Genomic DNA, 21,643 nt, shown 5'->3' on the forward strand with positions numbered 1-21,643 from the left:
ATGCGGAGGACGCCATGACTGGACATGAAAGAAGTGTGTCGATTGCACAGATGCGCCCTGACAAGCGCGTCGACCCGGAACATCGCATGCGCCTCGACGCGGCGATCCATCGTCAGGGTCGCGGCTGGCTCAGCGGCCGCGATGGCGGCCGCCCATGGCAGCTGTCGCGGACCAATCGCGTAGTCGCCTGCCTCGGCGCGCTGACGATTCTCGTGCTGATCTCGCCGGTGCTGCTGGGTCTGGCCCTGGCCATCAAATTCACCAGCCCGGGACCGGTGCTGTTCGTGCAGAAACGCACCGGTTATCGCGGGCGCAAGTTCGGCATGTTCAAGTTCCGCACCATGGTCAGCAACGCCGAAGAACTCAAAGAGTCGCTGCGCCACCTGAACAAGCACGGCGCGGACGCCATCGACTTCAAGATCGACAAGGACCCGCGCGTCACCGGCATCGGCAGCTTTCTGCGGCGCACCAGCCTCGACGAGCTGCCCAACCTGATCAACGTGGTGACCGGCGACATGCGCCTGGTCGGCCCTCGCCCGACCTCGTTCAACGCCTACCGCTACAAGGACAATCACCTCGCGCGTCTGGCGATCTACCCCGGCATGACCGGTCTGTGGCAGATCTCCGGACGCAGCAACATCGACTTCGACCAGCGCGTTGAGTTGGACCTCAGCTACATCGCCGAGCAGAGCCTTCTGCTTGATCTGAAGATTCTGTTGAAAACCCCCTTCAAAGTATTCAGCGGCCACGGAGCAAGCTAATGGACGGTTCAACCAATAAAAGCCTGAGCATCGCCAGCCCCAGCGAATCGAATCTGACGTCGACCGTGCTGGATCTCGACCTGCGCATTCTGTTCCTGACCGCCGCCAACCCCGGCGCCGGCACCACCACCAGCGCTGTGGCACTAGCCAGCCAACTGGCACAGATGAGCAGCGGCCAGGTGCTGCTGGTCGATGCCAGCCAGTCGGCGAACAACCTTACCCAGCAGATGAACCTCGGCAAGGAGCGCGGCCTGCGCGACCTGCTGTTCAACCCGGACAACCCGCCGCTGTTGCAGGACTGCGTGGTGCAGGTCTCGAGCCTGCCCTTTCATGTGCTGCCCAACGGCCGGCCGATCCGCACGCTGGAACACCTGACCGCCGAACGCCTGAGCCCGTTGCTCGACCAGTTGGGCAGCCAATATCGCTTCGTGGTGATCGACGGCGACGCGGTGTACTCCGCCGCCGACACCCTGGTCATCAGTACACAGGTTGACGGCGTGGTGTTTGTCGTCCGCGCCGAAGACACCCGCTGGGAAGTCGCCCAGGCCGCTGTGCAACGCCTGACTCAGGCCGGGGCGAAAGTGGTCGGCAGCGTGTTCAACCGGCGCAAGTACTACATGCCCAAATGGCTTTACAAAAACCTGTAAGCGAACGCAAAGGATGACGCCATGAACGCCAGAATGCTTGTCCTGCTGTTGCTGCCGCTTGCGGGCTGCTCCAGCAATTCCGACACCCAGAACATGCCGGTGAATATTCTCACCGCCTCCCCGGCCAACGCCCAGGCGACCGACATGCCGAAGATCGAGCAGACCCTGCGCCCGCAGGATGTGCTGGACGTGATCTTCCATATCAGCACCAGCGGCTCGGACGCTTACCGCGTGCAATCGGGCGACCAGATCGGCCTGAATTTCACCGCCGCCAGCCAGCTCAACGGCAATCAACTGGTGCTGCCCGACGGCACCATCGAGCTGCCGGGCGCCAACACCTCGGTGAAAATCGCCGGGTTGACCAGCGAAGAAGCGCGCCAGGAAATCCAACGCGTCTATCAGCGCAAACAGCTGTTCCAGCCCAACCGCAACCAGCTCACCGTGCAGATCATCAGCCCGCTGAGCAATGAGCAGAACCTGAAAAGCGCGCTGAACCACCCGGCCACCGGCATGAGCCGCGAGATCACCGTCGGCACTGACGGCTACGCGAGTTTTCCGGAAATCGGCGCCGTGCCGCTGCAAGGCATGACCGTCAATCAACTGGAATCCTTCCTCAACAAAAAGTACGCGCAACTGCCGGGCCGCATGACCGTGGACGTGCTGCTCAAGTCCACCGCGGGCAACGAGATCTATGTGCTGGGTGAAGTCGCACAACCGGGCTCGTATCCGATCCGCCGGCCGGTGTCGGTGCTCGAGGCGCTGACCCTGGCGCGCGGCACCAATGTCAAGGCGCGGCTGGATTCGGTGGTGATCATGCGGCGCAACGGCAATCAGGTGAAAGCCGTGCGCTACGACGTTGAAAAAGCCCTGTCCGGCGATGCCCCGCAAATCGCTTACCTGCAACCGGACGACATGCTCTACGTGCCAAAAACCAAACTGGCCAGCGCCGGCGAACTCGCCCGCCAACTGGCTGATGTGGTGCTGTTCCAGGGCGTCGGTTTCAGCTTCGGCTACCGCGTCGACAACAAAGACAGTGACAACTAACTCACAGGTGACCGACATGAACCCAAAGGAAAACTACCTGCATGAGTTCTTCAGGATTTTCTTCGCCAACAAGCAACTGGTGAAGCGCGTCTTCCTGACCTTTGCAGTCATCGCCCTGCTCCTGCCACTGCTGCTCAAACAGAGCTTCGACATCACCGCGCAGGTCATCGTGCAGTCGAAAAAACTCTCTCAGGGCGACGCCACTACGTCGCTCACGGTGGACAACGCGACCTTCATTCCACCGTCACTGGCGGACATGGAAACCGAGAGCAACATCCTTCGCTCGCCAGCGCTGATCCGCCAGACCATCAGCGAACTGCGCGACAACGGTGAATACAGCCCGCCACCTGGGGTGTTCGCCAAACTGCTCGGCGAACCGTTCAAGCGCTATGTCTCGACACCGCTGCGCGAGTACGTGATCAACCCGTTGCGCAACGGGCTCGGCATGGAAACCGATCCGGTGCGTGACACCACCCTCGACGCCCTGACCCAGCAAGCCGTCGACAGCCTGAAAATCGAAACCCTGCCCGGCTCCAACGTGATCTCGATCACCTACAGCTTCCCGGATCCGCGCCAAGGCACGACATTCGTCAGCGCCCTGCTGCAGAACTATCTGGTCAGCCGTCAGGCGTTGCAATCGATCGATTTGCCGCAGTCGTTCTACGAGACCAAAAAGCACCAGTACCAAGTGCGTCTCGATGGCCTGGAAGGTAACCGCCAAGCACTGCTGGAAAATGTTGGCGCGGCGGATCCGAAGGAAGAAATCACCTTCCGTCTCAATGCAATCAACACTGAAGAACAGGCGCTGAACCTGTATCAGGATCGCCTGCTGCAAAGCCAGCGTTGGCTCGAGTATCTGAAAACTGCGCTGGCCGCCGCCAGCAGCAGCAAGCTCAACGACTACACCTTTCCCTACACCTTCACCACCACCGTCGACAACGTGGCGTTCGAGGATCGGGAAATCAAACAGATGGGCGAGCAACTGACCAGCCAGGTCAGCCGTTACATGAACGATCTGGCGGTATTCCAGCCCGGCAGCGAGCCGATGCTGTTGACTCGCGAACAGATCGCCCGCACCCGTCAGCAGTTTCTCAAAGTGGTGAGCAACCGCATCCAGGAACGCACCGCCGACCTGGCCGTGGTCAAGCAGGTGATCGAGCAGAAAACCGCGCGCATCGCCGAGTTCAAGAGCCGCATCCGTGACCTGCAGCAGACTCAGAGCAAACTGCGTCAGATGGACACCGAGATCGATGCGCTGCACGCAGCGTTTTCGACCTATGCCCAGCGCTTCGCCGAAAGCAGCACCACGCGCTCGCTCAACGATGACCTGTCCAACGCCCGGGTGCTCAGCCCACCGTTCGAACCGACCGAGGCGGCGTTCCCGAAACCGCTGCTGATCATTCCGTTCGGGCTGTTCACCGGCCTGCTGCTGGCGATCGCCTTCGTCTACGTTCGTGAATTCTTCGATCACCGCTTCAAGCATCCGGCGCAAATCAGCCATGAGCTGGGCCTGCCAGTGCTGTTGGTGCTCAACGAAGAAACGTCGCAGCCGGGCAATCCGCACAAGAACTGGACCATGCCGAGCCTGGTTCACTGGGTGCGCAATTGAACGCGGTGTCCACCCCAATCGTCGCCCTGCCGATCATTCATTTGCTCAGCAGCGGCGGCTTCTACGGGGCCGAGCGGATGTTGCTGGATCATTGCCTGGCCACGCCGGGGCAGCACCAGGTGCTGTTCCTCGACGCACCGCCGGAACTGATCGCGCGCTTTCGTGAGGCTGGGGTGGAGGCCCGTGGTTGTGCCGGGCTGGGGGAGCTGTTGCGGCACTTGCGTCAGCGCCGGGGCGACAAGCCGTTGCTCAATACGCACAACTTCAAAGGGCTGCTGTTCGGCTGGGTCGGCGCCATGCTGTTGCGCCTGCCGCTGGTGATCACTCAACACGGCTTCACGCCGCGCAGCCGCAAACAGAAGTTCTACACCTGGCTGAGCCTGCAACTGTGCCGCACGGCGTCGGTGAAACGGGTGGTCTGCGTGGCGCAAAGCATCGCCACGCTGCACCTCAAGGCCAACGTCCGGGCGGAGAAGTTGCAGGTGATTCCCAACGGTTTGCCAGCAGCACCGGCGATGCAGCCGGTGGCAGATCGGCAACGCTGGCTGGCCGGTTACGTCGGTCGGTTGAGCAGCGAGAAAGGCCCGGACCTGTTCCTCGATGTGCTGATTGCCCTTTGTCACCAGCATCCGCAACTGGACGCGGTGATGCTCGGCGACGGCCCGGAACGCGAGGCCTTGCAAGCGCGCATCGATGCTGCCGGTTTGCAGCAGCGGATTCGCCTGCCGGGCTACCAGACGGCGATGCAAGGCTGGTGGCAGCAACTCGATGCGCTGGTGATCAGCTCGCGCACCGAGGGCACGCCGATGATTCTGCTCGAAGCGATGCAGGCCGGCGTGCCGGTGGTGGCGTTCGCGGTCGGCGGCATTCCCGATGTCTTGCAGGACCGCCACAACGGCCTGCTCGCCGCGCCGACGGACACCGCCGCCCTCGCCCGCCAGCTCGACACCTTGCTGGCCGAACCGAAGCTGGCGGCGCAGTTGCGCGACAACGCCAGACGCACCCAACAGGAGCGCTACGACCTCAAGGCTTTGGCCGAACGCTGGTCGCAGCTCTACATCCACACGGCACGGGAGACACGCGCATGATTTTCCCGCTCTCGATCGTCAGTCTGTTTGCTCTGGTCAGCTTGGGTTTGCTGGCCAGTCCCTGGCCTTATCTGGCTCCGGGAGCGGTGATTGGCCTGGTCGGTTTTACCGTCCTGTACCGCAAGCCGACCTGGGGCCTGCTCGGCATTGCCGCGCTGGTGCCGTTCGAAGGTTTCTTCAAGGACAGCTCGGTGTCGGGGAGCAAGTTGCTCGGCGCCTCGCTGGCGGTAATCGTGATGCTGCAACTGGCGCTGCATCAGATTCCGTCGCAACGCCTGCGCAGCAACCTCTGGCATTGCCTGATCGGCTTCATGGTTCTGTATTTTCTCAGCCTGCTCAATACCGACGACATGGGCATGTCGCTGGGGCACCTGCGCGAACTCAGCGTCGGCCTCGTACTTTTTGTCATCACCCTGTTGATCGGCCGCGAACTGAACCTCGACCTGTTCGCCCGCCTGGTGACCCTTGCCGTCACCGCAACCTGCGCCATGGCGATGTTCTCGGCGAAGTTTCAGGATCAGGGGCGCGCCGCCGGCCTGCTCGAAGACCCCAACGCCTTCGCCATGCTCATCGCCTTCGCCATTCCTCTCGGACTGCTGCTGGTGATCCGCAGCCCGAACCTGCTGCACCGCTTGTTCTGGGGCGCTTGCTGCCTGCTGTTGCTGGGTGGCATGACCAAGACCGAATCGCGGTCCGGGCTGGTGGTATTGGCGTTGAGCCTGCTCATCGGCATCTGGCACTACCGCGCGCAACTGACCCACATCCGTCCACGGCACCTGGGCTTCGTCATGCTCGGTGCGGCCATCGTGATCCCGCTGGCGATCTACGCCATGCCGGCCGGTTACATGGCGCGGATCCAGTCATTGAGCATCCTCAGCGCCGGCTCCAAGGCGCAGGACGAATCCCTCGGCCGGCGTGCTTCCTACATCGTCGTCGGCAGCCAGATGATCCGCGAGCACCCGGTGCTCGGCTCCGGCCCCGGCACCTTCCCGCTGCATTACGCGACCACCGGTTACGCCAAGGCGTTTTCCGCCAACCGCAAGATCGGCGACCTGTACCGCCGCGCTCACAACACCTATCTGGAAATCTTCAGCGAACTGGGCGTGCCCGCCGGGCTGTTCTTCGTCGGCATGCTCGGGCTCGGTCTGTACAACCTGATCCGCGCGCGGGCGGCGTGGATGCTGCGCGGTGATGGACATCGGGCAGACATGATGACCCACCTGGGGGTGAGCTTTCTGTCGCTGACCCTGTTCCTGATGTTCCTCAGCGCGCCGAACCAGAAATACGTGTGGATCATGCTGGCACTGACCAGCGTGCTGCGCGTCAAGGCCGAGCAGGCGCCACTGACTACGGAGACGCAGGCATGAAGCGGATCAGCATCGTCATTCCGATGTACAACGAGGCGCGGCACATTGGCCGTACCCTGCTCGCCGCCCAAAAAGCTGCACACGCGGCCAACGTCGAGTGCGAGCTGATCGTGGTCGACAACGGCTCGAGCGACCAGGGCCCGCACATTGCCCGGCAATTCGGCGCAACCGTGCTCAGTTTGCCGGGGCTGTTGATCGGCGCGCTGCGTAATCGCGGCACGGCGATCGCCAGTGGCGAATGGCTGGCGTTCATCGATGCCGACGTGGAAATGCCGGAAACCTGGTTGCAGCCGTTAATCGACATCGAAGCCAGTGGCCAGGCCGATGTGTTCGGCCTGGACCTGCACACCCCGGCCGAGGCGCCATGGTTCGCCACGGCCTGGCAGCGTCGCACTTCGCAGGCGTCGCACCGCGTCAGCCACAGCGTCGATTGGCTGCCCAGTTCCAATCTGCTGATGCGTCGCGAATGGTTCGACAAGGTCGGCGGTTTCAACGAGGCCCTGCGCACTGGCGAAGACAAGGAATTCACCCTGCGCTTGCACAAACAGGGCGCGTGCCTGCTGTCGGTCAACGACCTCGTCGCCCTGCACTGGGGTTATGAAATGAACTGGCGCGAATGGATGGGCAAAGAAATGTGGCGTCAGGGCAGCCACCTGCAACTGCTGCGCACCCATGGCATGAGTCTGCGCCTGCTGCGCTTCCCGATGCTGTCGCTGTTGGTCTGGCTCCTTGATTTCCTGGCAATTTCCGCGTTGTTCGACGGTTTTCCTCATCACGCGGCGGTAATGGTCGCGCTGACCGTGATTCCCGGTCTGATCCTCAGCGTTCGCCAGAGTCTCAAGCACCGTGATCCGCTTCTGACCCTGCAACTGTGGGGCCTGCACTGGCTGCGCCTGCACCTGGCCGGGGCCGCTTTCATCCTGAGTCTGTGTCAGTGGAACGCAAGGAGGCCTGCCCGTGGCTGAGTTCATTTTCTGGATGTGCCTGTTGCTGCCGGTCTACGCCTACGTCGGCTACCCGCTGTTGCTGACGATCCTCGCGCCGCTGTTTCCGGCGTGGCGACATACGCCGGCACCGCCGCTGCCCGTCAGCATCGTCATCGCTGCACACAACGAGGCGCGGCATATCGAGCACAAGTTGCGCACGCTGCTGGCCCAGGATTATCAACCGGCGACGTTGCAGATCATTCTTGCCAGCGACGGCTCTACCGATGACACCGTGGCCTGCGCGCACAAAGTGATTGATCCGCGCATCACCGTGCTCGACCTGCCGCGTCAGGGCAAAGCGGCCACGTTGAATGCCGGCGCGGCCCTGAGCACCGGCGACATTCTGGTGTTCACCGATGCCGATAACCAATGGTCGCGCGACACTCTCGGCCACTTGCTCGCGCCGCTGAGCGACCCGCAGGTCGGTGCCTGTGCGGGGCACATGGTGATCCCGGTCACCGGTGGCGGCTTGAGCGTCGGCGACAGCCTCTATCGGCATTACGAAGGCTGGTTGCGCCGGGTCGAGAACCGTACCGGCTGCATGGTCTCGGCCGACGGCGCCCTGCTCGCCCTGCGCCGCGAGTTGTTCCAGAACGTACCGGCCGAAGTCAACGACGACTTCTTTATCAGTACCTGCGCACCGGTGGCCGGCAAGCGCATCGTCTACGTGCCCGAAGCGCAGGTTATCGACCATGGCGTCGACGAGGCGGACAAACAGTTTCGCCGCCGGCAGCGCGTCACCGTCGGCGGCCTGCAAAGCCTGGCTCAGCGCCGCGAGCTGCTCAATCCGCTCAAGCATGGCCTGTATTCCCTGGCGTTGATCAGCCACAAGCTGATCCGCCGCCTCGCGCCGGTGCTGCTTCTGCCATTGCTGCTGAGCAATTGCTGGCTGTGGGACGAGCACGGCTTCTATCGCCTGAGCCTGGTCGCGCAATTGTTCGGCTACAGCGTGGCGATTGCCGGGCTGCTGGATGGGCAACACCGCTTGCCGAAACCGTTCCGCCTCGCCGCGTTTCTGCTGGTCACCCTCGCCGGGATGAGTCTTGGCCTGTGGCAGTTCCTGCGCGGCCAGCGGTATGCCCAGTGGAATCCGGAACAGAACCGTTAAGAGGACCGAAGCCATGGCGATCAAACAACTGATAAAAAGCACCAGTGGCTGGCTCTATCTCAACTCGCCCGTGGGTCGTCAGCAGTTGCAAGGCGCGGGGGTGATTCTGATGCTGCACCGCGTGCTGTCCAACGACCGCGCCGCCGACCTGCCGCACCGCAATGAACTGTGCGTCGGACCGAAAGCGTTCGAGCACTTGCTGGTGTGGCTGCGCAAGCATTTCGACTGCGTGCCGCTGATGGAAATTCTCCAGCCCAACGCCCTGCGCAGCGAGCGCCCACGGGTGGCGCTGACTTTCGACGATGGCTGGCGTGACAACGCCGTCAACGCCTTCGCGCTGCTGCAAAAACATCAAGTGCCGGCGAGCATTTTCCTCTCTACCGATTTCATCGGCAGTCGCCAACGGTTCTGGTGGGAAAGCCTCGGCGAAACCCTCTGGGGCAGCCACGGTGAAAAGGCACGCATGCACCTGATCGAATGCCTGCATGCGCACAAACATCCGCTGCCAGTGCTGCTCGATGACATTGATGTCGAGCGCCGCAGTCTGGCGTTGCTGCATTACCTGCAAGGGCTGAAAAGCCTGGCCCCGCAGGAACTGGAACAGCTCACCGACGAATGCCCGAAGGACTCGCTGCCACAGGCACTGGACTGGCATCAGGTGCGTGCGATGGAAGCTTCCGGGCTGGTGCGGTTCGGCCCGCACGGCGCCAGCCACGCGATCCTCACCGGCCTCGACGATGTACGCCTGAGCGAAGAAATCCGCCGCAGCCGCGAGGCCTTGAACAACGGCTGCAACCGACCTCTACCGGTGTATTGCTACCCCAACGGCGACAACGATGAGCGCGTGCGCCAGCAGGTCGCTGATCACGATTATCCGTTTGCGCTGGGCACCGCCACCGGGATTTATCGCGGCGACGGCGACCCGCTGGACCTGCCGCGTTTTGGCGTCAGCCAGCGCACCGCGCGCCATCCGCAATTGCTGTCGTGGCGGATCTACCGGGGAGCGCGGCCATGAGCCGAGGCAACTACCTCAAGCACCTGGCGCTGAGCATGGGCACCAAACTGGCGATGATCGCCCTGCGTTTGCTGCGCAACGTGTTGCTTGCGCGGATTCTCGGGCCCAGCGAGCGCGGCTTGTTCGCCCTGCTCAGCACTTTGCCGGACCTGATCAGCGCCGCCACCAGCGGCGGATTGAATTCGGCGGTCGGTTATCAGGCGGCGAAGCAGCGGCCGATGGGTTTGCTGTTGAGCCAGGTGCTGGTGTTCGGTTGCCTATTGGCCGGTTTGCTGACGTTGCTGGTGGTCGCGCTGGTGCGCGAATTCGGCGCGCAATTGGACGTGACCATGCAACTGGGCCTGCTCGCCTGGCTGTTGCTGCTGGCGGTGCCGTTGACCGTGTTGAAAAGCGGCCTGCTGACGCTGCACAACGCCTCGGGTGGCGTGGTCGCGTTCAACGTCTTGCGCCTGATCGAATCGCTGGCGCCGCTGTTGCTGTTCGTCGCGCTGTTCTGGATGTGGCAGAGCGCAGCGCTGGAGGCGGCGCTGATCAGTTGGCTGGCCGGAATCAGTCTGGTGGTGCTCGCCGGTTGGGTCTGGCTGAAGCGGGCGCAACCGTTGCAGCTGCAATGGGATCGCGCCAGCCAGAACGAACTGCTGCGCTACAGCGCACGCAGCCATCCCGATCTGTTGTTCCAGCAAGTGATTCTGCGCTCCGATTACCTGTTCATCGGCGCCCTGCTCGGCAGCACCGCGCTGGGCCATTACGCGATGGCCAGCGCTGCTGCCGAATTGCTGCTGATCGTTCCCGAAGCGGTGACCACACCGCTGATGAAACGCCTGCTGCAACAGGATGAAGGCATGGACAAGGTCACTCCGCTGGCGCTGCGCCTGACCGCGACGGTAATGCTCGGCGCCTGCCTGAGCATGGCCGTGATCGGCGAATGGTTGATCGTCACTCTGTTTGGCGCTGCTTACCAACCGGCATATCCGGCGCTGCTGGCGTTGCTGCCGGGCCTGCTGGGTCTGTGTTACGCGAGCATTCTGCGCCTGGACTTGCTGGGCAAGAATCGCCCCGGCACGGTGTCGTTGTTGATGGGGTTGGGGGCGCTGCTCAATCTGGCGTTGAATCTGGTGCTGATTCCGGCCTACGGCATTGTTGGCGCCGCTGCCGCCTCATCGATCGCCTATCTGGCAGTCACCGTGGCCATGCTCGTGCTGTATTGCCGTTTGAGCGGCGTGCCGTTCTGGCAAACCCTGATCATCCTGCCCCGCGACGTGCTGCCGATGTGGTCGATGCTGCAGAGGAAGCCGGCATGAAAGGCTGGTACCTGCTGTTCGGTCTCGGCTTGTCGCTGGACGCTTTGGCGGCGTCGATGCGCTGGGGCGAGATTCGGGACGGCAGTCTGTTCCTGCAAACCGATCAGCCCGACAGCGTGACCGTGCGCTGGACCCCGGCGTGGCAAGCGGATGCCAACGAAGAGCAGTTGTACCTGCTCGACGGTCGCGGCAAATTGCTCGGCGAACGCTTGATCAAGGCCAGCGAAACCCGTGGCAGTCAGAGCTGGCCGCTGCTGCCCGGCGCGGCGAGTTATCGGCTGGAAATTCCTGGCTACAGCTTCCGCCACTACCGCATCGAACACGATGCGCGCACCGTCGCCCTGTTTGCCCCGGCCAAAGTGCACTTCAGTGCCGAAAGCAAAAATGGTGACGTGCTGTATTTCAAAGTCGCGGCCGGTGAGCACGCGGTGCTCGCCGGCAAATTCCATGGCGGCGTCACCGTACTGCAGGCGCAGCGGGTCGGCGACCACCAGGCGCTGTCCCTCGCATTGAAACCCTATCGAGCCTATTGGCAGTTCGATCAGGTGGCGTTGCCGGTCAGCCAGCGCGAGCAAGTCTGGCGTCTGAAGCTGCAAGGCAGCGGCAAAGCGGCGTTCTGGCTCGATGGCACGGCCAATCTGTTTGCGCAGAATCCGCAGCAACTGCAACCGCTGCGTGAAGAGGTCGGAGATGTGCGGCTGGTGCTGCATGACAAAGTTCTTGGGCGCACGCCGGATCTGGGCATTGCTCTGCCCTACGTGATGCCGCCCGCAGCCAGCCATGCGCTGCTCGATGCGCTGAAACCGACGGCGGCGAGCTATTACAGTTTCGTCGACGTCACGGCGCAGAATCCGCAGTTCGAAGACGCGTTTCGCCGGGTCTATCAGCAACGCTTCGGCATCCGCAACGACATCACCCTGCTGGCCGGCAGTCAGCGTCAGGCCGATCTGCGCGCCGACGTGCAGAGCAACAGCGGCCTCGACGCCTGGCTGGCGAGCACCCGCGCCCTCGGCGGCAACGGCACGCATTACATCGGCTTTGCCGACGAGCCCAATCTCAACTACTCCAGCTATGAGCAATATCAGGCGATTTTCGCCAGCATGGCCCGTCAGGTGCGCAGCGACCCGGCGAACGCCCGCGCCGGTGTACGCATCGCCATGCCGGCCAGTTCGCGACTGATCAACGGCCCGTTCGCCGATAACGCGGCGGACAAGCGCGGGATCGATTGGGCGCGGCGCCTGCTCAGCGAGTCGGCCGATCAGGTCGATGCAATGGCCTGGCATGAATGGATGATTCGCGATCTGCTCGCCACCCGCGTCTACCGCGACAGCGTGCGCCGCGCCGCCGAACTGGTCGGCCTCGACGCCAATGGTCAGCCGCGCAAGGCCTTGCTCCTCGATCAGACCAACCTGTCGAGCGGCTCCAGCCTCAGCCCCTACGATCAGGAAACCCACTACACCTCGCTGTGGTGGGCGTCGGTGGTGATCAACGCCTCGCAGGACGGTTTGCTGAGCATGCTCAACTGGTTTCAGGCCGCCGATGAGCCGCAATACCCCAAAGGCATGTTGCGCATATTGGGCGAGGATCGCTTCGAGCTGAAACCGGTCGGTCTGGCCCAGCAATTCATCGCCCGCCACTGGCTGCGCCAAGTGCTGCAACTGGACAACGACGCTTTCGAGGTGGATGTGCTGGCGATGGCCGGCGAAGAGCAGCGCGCGTTGCTTGGGGTGAACAAAGGCACGCGCCTGCAACGCGTCGATCTGAGCGGCGCTCGCTGCCCGCTCAACCATGGCGCGCTGCGTTACTTCGGCGCCGACAATCACAGCCGCGACGCACCATTTGCCTGCGACAACGGGCGCGTGCGTTTCGAATTGCCAGGGCAAACCCTGTTTGCCCTGCGCTGGAGCGCTTCATGAGCCGCCCTTTGATGCTCTGCCGCGCGGTCTTGATGCCGCGCATGGCACCCTCATCAGGAGAAGAGACCATGGATGTTTTGCAAAAACTCAGCGGACATATTCGTCGTAAAGGCCTGCGAGCGACCTTGGGCAAGATCCGCAAACTGTACCTGTATTCCCATCAGCAGCTGCTGTGGATGGAGCGCGACCTGGTCAGCCCGGTGCCGCCGCACCGCCTCAAACCCTATCCGCCACTGCGCGTGGTCAGGATCACTGCGGACAACGCCAGCGCGTTCGCGCGTTACTTTGGCGACCGTGTCGGCACGATGGCCGAACTGGCCAAAGAGGGCCACACCGGGCACATGCATGTCGACGAGCAAGGCGATGCCGTGGCGTTTATCTGGGGCACCCCGCGCGATTACTTCGACCGGCATTACTACGGCTGCCGGTTCCCGGTGAAACCCGGTGAGTTCTTCGAATTCGGCGGCGAACTGGCCCGGGCGTACTGGGGGACGGAGCTGTCGGTGGACCTGCAATTGCGCCTGTGGGAAGCCATGGCCGCCCAGGGCTGCCGCAAAGTGGTCGATGTCTGTGAGTCGACCAACATACCGGCGCTCAAGCTGCACCTGCGCATGAGCTATACCGAACAACAGCGGATCATGAATATCTACACGCTGTTCGGTCGCTGGCGCTTCTTTCGCGAAACCCGCTACAGCGGTTCGCGCCTGGCGGCGCTGGGTAAAACTTCCCGTCCACCTGTCAACGCAACGGCGGCCTGAACCTATGGTGATGCGATTCGAATGGCGCACGTCGCTGTGCGCCGCCGACTTCCCGGCAACCGCGTATGAAACGCTGCGCCTGGGCGTGACCGACCATACGCCGTTCAACAATCTCGGTTGGTTGTGCGCGGCGGAACAGGCCCTGCGCGAGGATCAGCGCCTGCACATTCTGCTCGGTTGGGAAGCGGCAGAATTGCGTCTGTGCCTGCCGCTGGTGGCCAGCCGCGAGCGCTTCGCCGGCGTGCCGTTTCGGGTCTTGCATCACTTGGGTTATCCGCTGGCCGATCGTCTGGCTTTGCTGTCGCTGCTCGGCGGCGAGGACATGCGCGAGGCGCTGGTGCTGATTCGCCAGCGCCTGCCGCATGCGCTGTTGCAACTCAATGAGCTGTCGGAACCGGCGGGTGAAGAAAGTACCATCACCGCATGGATGGCGCGCAGCTCCACGGCCGAACGACGCCTGAGTTGCCGGGTGCCGGTGCATTTGATCAGCGAAGCCGACCATCAGGAAGTCTCCGGCGACCCGCGCTACAAACTGCGTCGTGCACGCAAACGGATTGCCGCGTGCGGTGCGCAGATCCGCCGGATCACTCCAGATGCGCTGAGCATGGCTGCCTTGTTGCAGACCATCAGCGAAGTCGAAGCGGTGAGCTGGAAAGGCGATGAAGGCGTCGGGATTTTCGCCACGCCGCGCAGTCGCCAATGGATCGAACGCGCCTTCACCGCCCTCGCCGGCCAAGGCTTGGTACGCGTGGTGATGCTTGAGCTGAACGGCCGTTGCATCAGCTATCGCCTGGGCCTGCTCGAACAGGGCCGGCTCTACGATTACAACCTCGCATTCCTGCCGCAATACGCCGACCTGGGCAGTGGCCGGGTGTTACTGGAGGAATGGATTCGCTGGGGCCTGGATGAACACTGGCGCTGGATAGATGGCTCGCGGGTCAGCCTGGAAAACTCCAGCCATCAACTGCACGAACGCATGACCGGGCAACTGGAACACTGGCGCTGGAGTTTCTATTCGTGGCGCCCAAGTGGGCTGGCATTGGGTCTGGCACTGCGCATCTGGTACCGCTGCAAGCCCGCCGTACAACAATGGCGTGCCAGGCGCGCAAACAAAAAACCTGCAGCGCTGGTGCAACCTGTCGCAATCACTCCGGAGGGCGGCCATGCCTCGCCAAGTCATAGTCAACGCTGATGACTTCGGTCTCAGCGCCAATGAAAACGCGGTCATTTTTGCTGCCTTTCAGGCCGGCCTGATCAGCTCGGCCACGGCCATGGCCAACATGCCGGCGTTCGAAGCTGCCTGCGCCATGGCTCGGCATCCGGCGCTGCAAGGGCGGATCGGCCTGCACTTCAACCTGACCTATGGGCGCCCATTGAGCCAGGCGATCCTGGGGCGGCAAACTTTCTGCGATGGCAACGGCGTGTTCGACCTCAACCTGCCCCGCCACAGCCTGTGGCTGGGTCGCGCAGACCGGGACGCGGTGCGCGCCGAATTGCAGGCGCAATGGCAACGCTGCGTCGATCACGGCATGCGTCCGAGCCATATCGACTCGCACCAGCACGTCCACAACATCTGGCCGATCGGCGAAGTCGTCGCGAAGTTTGCCGCCGAGCAAGGCGTACCGATCCGGCTGGCGCGCAACCTTGGGCACAACCTCACGCTGCCCAAGCGCATATTCAAAGGTTTGCTTAATGGCCGTCTGCAGAATCTGGCACGGCTCACCGCCGATTACGTCTGCACCCCGGTGGATCTGCGCAACGCGAGCGTCCCCAGCGACGGCGTGCTGGAAATCGTTGCCCACCCGACCCGCCTCGGCGTCGATTTCGGCGATGCCTATCTCGACTCCGGCGAGTCTTTGAGCGAGGTCCTCGAACAGGGTTTGAGAGGCGTTGCGCGAGTCTCGTATGCCGACCTCAATCGAGAAGAAACGCAGGGCGCCACGGCGCTCGAATGAATCACCGCTGTAACGACACTCACCACAACATCCGGGCCAAGACCCTGGAGGGGCATCATGAGCATCATCACCAAAGTGCAAGATCGCATCAGACAGAAAGGCCTGGGCCGCACCGTCGGTACGTTGTGGAAACGCTACGTGTTCTTCCACTGGGAACTGCTGTGGATGGAGCGCGACCTGGTCAGCCCGGTGCCACCGCACAAACTGCGCCCATATGAAGGCCTGCGCAAAGTCGACATCACCGCGCAGAATGCCGTGGCGTTCAGCAAACACTTCGGCGACCGCGTCGGCACCATGGCCGAACTGGCTGCCGAGGGCCACACCGGGCACATGTACCTGGACGCCGATGGCCACGCCGTGGGCTTTATCTGGGGCAGCATTCGCGACTATCACGACCGCCACTATTACGGCTGCACCTTCCCGGTCAAACCCGGTGAGTTTTTCGAATTCGGCGGCGAGATGACCCGAGCCTACTTCGGCAGCAGCCTGTCGGTGGACGTACAGGTTGCGCTCTGGCAAGCGATGGCGGCGCAAGGTTGCAACAAGGTGGTCGATGTCTGCGAAACCCACAACATCCCGGCGCTGAAACTGCATATCCGCATGGGCTATCAGGAACAAGGCCGGGTGACCCACGTTTATTGCCTGTTCGGCCGCTGGAAATTCTTCCGCGAAACCCTCTACGAAGGATCACGCCTGGACCCGCTGCGCAAACCGGGCCGGCCGGTGGTGAGTGCAGCGGCGCAGGCTTGATCCGGCCTTGTGAAATGTGGCGGTCGCAAGGCCGCCATCGCGAGCAGGCTCGCTCCCACACTGGAATGCGTTTCCCTGTGGGAGCGAGCCTGCTCGCGAAGAGGCCAGTAGCTGCACCCGCAGCTCTCACAAGCGATTGGCTGGTTGCCTACAAACTGTGACGACACTTCCAACATCCAGTAAAGACTTGGCCGACTGTTTTTCCGTATCCACTTGGATACAGTCGAGCAATGACTTATCTTATCCAGCAAACCGCAATATTCCAGGCTTGGCACCGTTCGATTAGAGACTTGCGCGCCAAAGTGGCTATCGCCCGGCGTATTGATCGGGCGTCAACAGGCAATCTCGGCGACGCCAAATCGGTGGGCGATGGAGTCTCTGAGATGCGTCTGGATGTTGGCGCGGGCTACCGGGTGTATTTCACAATCCGCAATGGCGCAGTAATCATTCTGCTGGCCGGAGGCGACAAATCCTCACAAAGCGCAGACATCCGACGCGCACAAAAAATGGCAAAGGAGGTTTAACCATGAGCCAGACTTTGACGAATTTCGACATGGTCGCGCTGCTCGACAGTGATGAAGCCATCAGTGAGTACCTGTCACAGGTGCTTGCAGACGGAGACAGCGAAGAATTCCTTCGCGCAATCGGCTACGTGTTAAAGGCGCGAGGAATGACGCAGATCGCCAAGGATTCAGGCATGGGTCGTGAAAGTTTGTACAAAGCTTTTGCTCCCGGAGCGAAGCCGCGCTTTGACACAGTGTTGAAGGTGATTCATGCGCTGGGCATTGATCTTTATGCGCAGCCGGGGCACGCAGTCAATCACGCCGTTCCCTGAATTTTCTGGCGGTCACAAGGCCGCCATCGCGAGCAGGCTCGCTCCCACATTGGGATGCGTTTCCCTGTGGGAGCGAGCTTGCTCGCGAAGAGGCCTGTCATCGCAAAAAAGGTTCTCAGGCCTTGCTCGCCACCAGGCTAAAGCACATCGGCATCTGCGCCTGCTGGTTCAGGTAGCAGTCATACACCTCTTCCCGATTCGAATGCGCATACTCCTGAAAATCCGAAATGCTCAGCCCCGCTCCAATGGCGCCGCTGAAAATCGCGCCCAGCGTATGCACGAACCAGTACGACTTCGCCGCCGGCTGCTCGACTTTACCTACGTAAACGATCGGTTCTTCCTGCACAAACGGCTCGGCACGGAAGTACGAACTGGCGAGGCGGTAGGGATCTTCAGCCTGCGGATCAACCATCTCCAGAAACGGATGGGTTTCGTAGATCACCAGTTTGCCGCCCGTCTTCAGCACCTGCGCGACATGACGGAAGAATTCGCCGATGTCAGGCATCCAGTTGAGTACGCCAATGGTGATCAGGGCAACATCGAAGCGGTTATGCAGCGATGCGGGCAGATGGTGGATGTCGCTCTCGACGAATTCGGCAGTGTGCGGCGAGCGGCTGTTTAGCTCGCGGGCCTGTGCGAGAAAGGCTGCGGATTGATCCACGCCGACCACGCTGCGCGCACCCAGCGCAAACAGCGACAGGCTCTCGCGACCGTTATTGCAGCCCAGTTGAATCACGTCTTTGCCGTCGACGTCCAGCAAGCCGCGCAAGGTGTCATCAAGGCAGCAAAACTCCGCCTGCACGACGTCGCTGAGCAATGCCTGCCAGTCCGGTGAGTCCTGATGATGGCGGGCGGAATCGTTCCACGCCTGTCGATTGCTCTCGACGGCGGTTTTGGGGTTGGGCACTTCCATGTCGCACTCCGGATGAGGCTCGTGATTGAGCGGATCCAAGTCTAGATCAGCCTGATCACTTCGGTTGTTGCAAACGTGTAAGGCAACCCGCGCCAGGGTTGCAGCAGGCTGCGATCTGAAGATGTTGAAAAGCAGGATCAACAGATCGCAGCCTTCGGCAGCTCCTGCGTGAATTTCGTCCGAGGCAGCTATAGTTAACAGCCTTGGGGAAAAACGCATTCGCAGGTGCCGCCATGCTAAAGCTCGATCGGCTGCTGTTGACTGGTTGTCTGCTCGCTGCCACTGAGGCGCAAGCGCTGGACAGCAATTTCAGTTATTACGGGCCCAACCAGCCCTTCGCCCACCCTGCTCCGTACTCGCTGAGCGCTACGCCGCCCAGACCTTACGAGGACACCGCGCCCGCAGACTTCATCGTGCTGCCGGGAGGCCAGGAGTTTACCGATTCACAATTGCCGACCGTGGCGGATGCGACGGTGCGGGTGTTTATCCGCACCTACGATGCCGAGCGCGGGATTTACGTGAATGACGAAGTGCTGGATCCGAGTTGCGTGCTGGAATGTCTGAGCCGGCAGCAACATTGAGGCCACACCTCTTGCAGACATCAGGCGCTGCGTCCGCTTTACCACGGCCGCTTGTCCGGACGGGCCAGGCCGAGTTTTTCAATGCGGTAACGCAGCATGTCGCGGCTCAGGCCCAGCAGGCGTGCGGACTTGGTCACGTTCCAGTCGGTTTTGTCGAGCATCTTGCGCACCATGTCGCGCTCGACTTCCGGCAGGTTCATCGACTCGGTATTGCTCGCCGGGCGCGGTTCGTAATGCAACGGCGCCTCATGCACATGCAACGGCGGCTCATCGACCAGGCTCATGCACACGTTCAACTGATGCGCGGCGATGGTATCGCTGGGTGCCAGCAGCACGGTTTGCTCAAGCATATTGCGCAGTTCCCGCACGTTGCCGGGCCAGGTGTAGCTCAACAACAATTCCTCGGCCTGCTGACTGAAATGCAGATTCGGTTTGCCATACCGCTTGCCATGGCTGGCGAGGAAATGCCTGGCCAACAACAGGATGTCTTCACCACGGGCGTACAGGCGCGGGACCTTGATCGAGATGATGCGCAAACGGAAAAACAGATCGCGCCGGAACTTGCCCTGCTGAACCATTTGTTCCAGATTGCAGTTGGTGGCGCTGATCACCCGCAGATTGACCTTGCGCTCTTTCACCGAGCCCACACGGCGAATCGTCCGGTCTTCGAGCAGTTTGAGAATCTTCGCCTGCAGCAATAAATCCATTTCGCCGATTTCATCGAGAAACAGCGTGCCGCCATCGGCCGCTTCGACCAGCCCGACCCGACGATCCTTGGCGTCAGTGAAGGCGCCCTTCTCATGCCCGAACAATTCCGACTCGACCAGATTCGACGGGATCGATGCGCAGTTGAATTCAATGAACGGCCCCTTGCTGCGCGGGCCATCAAAGTGCAGCGCCCGGGCCACCAGTTCCTTGCCGGTGCCGGTCTCGCCTTCGACCAGAACCGGCGGCAGATCGGTGTTGGCCATGCGCCGCTCGGCGTCGAGCAACTGTTCGATGGTGTGTTTCAGATACTGCATCGGCGACGAATCGCCGATCAGCGCCTGCACCCCGGATTTCTGCGCCTCGCGTTCCTGATAGAACGACAGCGTGCGTTCCAGCCGCTCGGTGGCCAGGGCTTTGTCGAGGAGCAATTTGAGTTCCTGCAGTGCGACCGGTTTGGTGACGTAATGAAAAGCGCCCTCCTTCATCGCCACTACGGCGTCTTCGACGTTGCCGTAACCGGTCATCATGATCACTTTCAGATCCGGTGCGCTGATGCGCAGCTTCTGGATCAGTTCGTGACCGCTCATGCCCGGCAACGAGTTATCGGTCAGGACGATGTCCGGCATGAAGCTGCCCAGTTGTTCCAGCGCGTCTTCGGCCGTATGGCAGACAGTCACCTCGAAGTCCTTGCGCTCCAGGTAGGTCTGAATATTCTCGGCCAGCAGTTCGTCATCCTCGACCAGCAGAATGCTGTGTTCCATATTCCCCTCCCGATGCCACTTTGAAGTTGAGACTGACGCGGGTTCCCTCCTGCTCGCGACTGGTCAGGACGACCGAGCCCTGGAAACGCTCCATGATGCGTTTGACCAACGCCAGGCCAACCCCGAGGCCGCCCTGTTTGGTGGTGAAAAATGGTTTGAACACCGACAACTGCTGCTGTGCGCTCATGCCCTTGCCAGTGTCGCTGAGGGTCATGCGCACGCTGTCGGGTTGCGGCGTTTCGAATTCGATGCTGAGCACCCCGCCCTTGGGCATGGCTTCGAGGGCGTTGGCAAAAAGACTGTTGAGAATCTGCGTGAGTAGCACCTGCTGGCTGACGATCGCCGGACAGTGCTGCCGGCTGAATCGCACCTCGACGTTGCTGCGTTTGATCAACGCATCGAACGCGCCAATCGTATCCTCGACCGCCATCACCAGATCCACCGCTTCGCCGTCGTCACACATCGGCCGCAGCGACACCAGCAATTCGCGGACCCAGCGCGACATACGGTCGACCTGACTGATGATGTCGCCGATGTTGCGCTGCGCCGCAGGGCTGGCGATGTCCTGGGCCAGTTCGGCGCTGGAGCGGATAGTCGCCAGTGGGTTGCGCAGGCTGTGCGCGACCGCCGAGGACATCTCGCCCAGGGCGACAAAGGTTTCGTTGCTGACCAGCTGTTGCTGTTGGCTCTGCAGCAGCTTCGCCGCCCGTCGCACAATCCAGAACAAAGCGAGAAAAATCGCTGCGCCACCGAAAAACGTGGCGGCCCAGATCGAGGCGAAACCGCGATCGATGCGATCGACCAGATCCGACGGTTCCTTGTACACCTCGACCATGGCGATGACTTTGCTTTTGTCGGCATTGAACATCGGGATGTAGTTTTCAATGAACAGGTATTTCGGCTCACGCAGCAGGCGCTGTTCCGGGCGCTCCTCGTCAATCTTGTGATAGCTCGAGGAGACCGGCACTTTCATTTCGAACGACTCGTCGAGTTCATCGTCATCCTCAATGTGCACGCCGATCAGCTCCGCATTGGTCGACCAGATCACCGTGCGATCGAGCGCGTAGACGGTAACGAGAAGGATGTCCGGCAGATGCTCGACATGATCGAGAAATTCAGTGCGGGCCGAGACATGTGCAGCCGGATCGACATCGGGATAGTGGTTGTCCTGACGGGGATCGAGCATCTCGCCCATGGTCCGCGCAGGAGTGATATTGGCGTGGCGCATTTCCGCCTCACCGATGGCCTGGATGAATTGCGCGGTCAGCAACGCGTCGCGCTCGACACTCTCGGTCACCACAAACCGCGTGGAGATATAGCCCAGGCCCAGCGCGACCGCAGCGATGATGGAAAAACTCGCGAGCGAAAACCAGCGCAGCAGATTGAACTGTTCGCGCCAGCCCTTGACGGTCGTTGCAGGCGCCTTTCGTGCTTCCAGTCGCTGCATGGGAATGCCCCGGGAGATTATCGCGAGTCGCTGACAACCATCAGTGTAGGTGGCTCTGACCGCGACACACGGCTCAGTGATTGTATTTTGCCG

Annotated in this window: 21 protein-coding genes; 18 read left to right on the forward strand and 3 right to left on the reverse strand. The window is 61.8% G+C overall.

Translation table 11 applies throughout. From position 1 onward, the window contains the following. Window positions 1-14 precede the first annotated feature (14 nt). The 17 genes from ACMYUN_RS04245 to ACMYUN_RS04325 all read left to right on the forward strand — a co-directional run bounded on the left by ACMYUN_RS04245 (window position 15) and on the right by ACMYUN_RS04325 (window position 17,140). Window positions 15-761: a sugar transferase gene (locus ACMYUN_RS04245; RefSeq protein WP_110646483.1), complete on the forward strand. Its 747-nt coding sequence runs from the start codon at window positions 15-17 to the stop codon at window positions 759-761. Continuing rightward, complete coding sequence (locus ACMYUN_RS04250; RefSeq protein ID WP_039762796.1) at window positions 761-1,408, forward strand: CpsD/CapB family tyrosine-protein kinase; 648 nt, start codon at window positions 761-763, stop codon at window positions 1,406-1,408. The genes ACMYUN_RS04245 and ACMYUN_RS04250 overlap by 1 nt, the downstream gene beginning before the upstream one ends. A gap of 21 nt (window positions 1,409-1,429) precedes the next feature. Beyond that, window positions 1,430-2,452 (forward strand): polysaccharide biosynthesis/export family protein, encoded by a 1,023-nt coding sequence (locus ACMYUN_RS04255; protein WP_129999083.1) that lies wholly within the window; start codon window positions 1,430-1,432, stop codon window positions 2,450-2,452. A gap of 16 nt (window positions 2,453-2,468) precedes the next feature. After that, the gene (locus tag ACMYUN_RS04260) at window positions 2,469-4,061 is read left to right on the forward strand and encodes a GumC family protein (RefSeq protein ID WP_039762801.1); all 1,593 of its coding nucleotides are present in this window, start codon (window positions 2,469-2,471) and stop codon (window positions 4,059-4,061) included. Continuing rightward, window positions 4,058-5,149 (forward strand): glycosyltransferase family 4 protein, encoded by a 1,092-nt coding sequence (locus ACMYUN_RS04265; protein WP_415763025.1) that lies wholly within the window; start codon window positions 4,058-4,060, stop codon window positions 5,147-5,149. The genes ACMYUN_RS04260 and ACMYUN_RS04265 overlap by 4 nt, the downstream gene beginning before the upstream one ends. Continuing rightward, window positions 5,146-6,516, forward strand: coding sequence for an O-antigen ligase family protein (locus ACMYUN_RS04270; protein ID WP_415763027.1), 1,371 nt, complete (start codon window positions 5,146-5,148; stop codon window positions 6,514-6,516). Before ACMYUN_RS04265 ends, ACMYUN_RS04270 begins: the two co-directional genes overlap by 4 nt. After that, window positions 6,513-7,481, forward strand: coding sequence for a glycosyltransferase (locus ACMYUN_RS04275; protein ID WP_415763029.1), 969 nt, complete (start codon window positions 6,513-6,515; stop codon window positions 7,479-7,481). Before ACMYUN_RS04270 ends, ACMYUN_RS04275 begins: the two co-directional genes overlap by 4 nt. Then, window positions 7,474-8,610 carry a glycosyltransferase family 2 protein gene (locus ACMYUN_RS04280; RefSeq protein WP_415763031.1) on the forward strand — a complete coding sequence of 379 codons (1,137 nt, stop codon included), beginning with the start codon at window positions 7,474-7,476 and terminating at the stop codon, window positions 8,608-8,610. The genes ACMYUN_RS04275 and ACMYUN_RS04280 overlap by 8 nt, the downstream gene beginning before the upstream one ends. Window positions 8,611-8,623: 13 nt before the next feature. Beyond that, the gene (locus tag ACMYUN_RS04285) at window positions 8,624-9,625 is read left to right on the forward strand and encodes a polysaccharide deacetylase family protein (RefSeq protein WP_310408799.1); all 1,002 of its coding nucleotides are present in this window, start codon (window positions 8,624-8,626) and stop codon (window positions 9,623-9,625) included. After that, window positions 9,622-10,926, forward strand: coding sequence for an oligosaccharide flippase family protein (locus ACMYUN_RS04290; protein WP_039762809.1), 1,305 nt, complete (start codon window positions 9,622-9,624; stop codon window positions 10,924-10,926). Before ACMYUN_RS04285 ends, ACMYUN_RS04290 begins: the two co-directional genes overlap by 4 nt. Further along, window positions 10,923-12,842, forward strand: a complete 1,920-nt coding sequence (locus tag ACMYUN_RS04295) for a hypothetical protein (RefSeq protein WP_415763033.1) — start codon at window positions 10,923-10,925, stop codon at window positions 12,840-12,842. The genes ACMYUN_RS04290 and ACMYUN_RS04295 overlap by 4 nt, the downstream gene beginning before the upstream one ends. A 68-nt stretch (window positions 12,843-12,910) precedes the next feature. After that, a complete protein-coding gene (locus ACMYUN_RS04300; RefSeq protein WP_415763035.1) occupies window positions 12,911-13,600 on the forward strand; it encodes an N-acetyltransferase in 690 nt (229 codons plus the stop codon). A 4-nt stretch (window positions 13,601-13,604) separates the two neighbouring features. Continuing rightward, window positions 13,605-14,792 (forward strand): GNAT family N-acetyltransferase, encoded by a 1,188-nt coding sequence (locus ACMYUN_RS04305; protein WP_415763037.1) that lies wholly within the window; start codon window positions 13,605-13,607, stop codon window positions 14,790-14,792. Further along, on the forward strand, window positions 14,764-15,555 hold the full coding sequence (locus ACMYUN_RS04310; protein WP_039762827.1) for a ChbG/HpnK family deacetylase: 792 nt from the start codon (window positions 14,764-14,766) through the stop codon (window positions 15,553-15,555). The genes ACMYUN_RS04305 and ACMYUN_RS04310 overlap by 29 nt, the downstream gene beginning before the upstream one ends. A 57-nt stretch (window positions 15,556-15,612) precedes the next feature. Next, on the forward strand, window positions 15,613-16,305 hold the full coding sequence (locus ACMYUN_RS04315; RefSeq protein WP_415763039.1) for a GNAT family N-acetyltransferase: 693 nt from the start codon (window positions 15,613-15,615) through the stop codon (window positions 16,303-16,305). A 230-nt stretch (window positions 16,306-16,535) separates the two neighbouring features. After that, window positions 16,536-16,829 carry a type II toxin-antitoxin system RelE/ParE family toxin gene (locus ACMYUN_RS04320; protein WP_076567390.1) on the forward strand — a complete coding sequence of 98 codons (294 nt, stop codon included), beginning with the start codon at window positions 16,536-16,538 and terminating at the stop codon, window positions 16,827-16,829. Between the two features lie 2 nt (window positions 16,830-16,831). Next, window positions 16,832-17,140: an addiction module antidote protein gene (locus tag ACMYUN_RS04325; RefSeq protein WP_076567387.1), complete on the forward strand. Its 309-nt coding sequence runs from the start codon at window positions 16,832-16,834 to the stop codon at window positions 17,138-17,140. Window positions 17,141-17,255: 115 nt separating this feature from the next. Here the strand turns inward: ACMYUN_RS04325 and ACMYUN_RS04330 are convergent, their stop codons facing one another. Then, window positions 17,256-18,053, reverse strand: coding sequence for a class I SAM-dependent methyltransferase (locus ACMYUN_RS04330; RefSeq protein ID WP_415763041.1), 798 nt, complete (start codon window positions 18,051-18,053; stop codon window positions 17,256-17,258). Between the two features lie 233 nt (window positions 18,054-18,286). Between ACMYUN_RS04330 and ACMYUN_RS04335 the strand changes: the two genes are divergently transcribed. Next, entirely contained in the window at window positions 18,287-18,634 is a 348-nt protein-coding gene (locus tag ACMYUN_RS04335) for a hypothetical protein (RefSeq protein WP_415763042.1), read from the forward strand. Window positions 18,635-18,672: 38 nt separating this feature from the next. On the opposite strand, the gene ACMYUN_RS04340 is transcribed toward ACMYUN_RS04335, so the two are convergent. Together ACMYUN_RS04340 and ACMYUN_RS04345 are read right to left on the reverse strand one after the other, a co-directional pair. Then, window positions 18,673-20,103 carry a sigma-54-dependent transcriptional regulator gene (locus ACMYUN_RS04340; RefSeq protein ID WP_415763043.1) on the reverse strand — a complete coding sequence of 477 codons (1,431 nt, stop codon included), beginning with the start codon at window positions 20,101-20,103 and terminating at the stop codon, window positions 18,673-18,675. After that, window positions 20,072-21,550, reverse strand: a complete 1,479-nt coding sequence (locus tag ACMYUN_RS04345; protein WP_415763045.1) for a sensor histidine kinase — start codon at window positions 21,548-21,550, stop codon at window positions 20,072-20,074. Before ACMYUN_RS04345 ends, ACMYUN_RS04340 begins: the two co-directional genes overlap by 32 nt. Window positions 21,551-21,643: the final 93 nt, after the last annotated feature.

The organism is Pseudomonas sp. CP4 (genome assembly GCF_047758505.1).
GTDB lineage: Bacteria > Pseudomonadota > Gammaproteobacteria > Pseudomonadales > Pseudomonadaceae > Aquipseudomonas > Aquipseudomonas fluorescens_AO.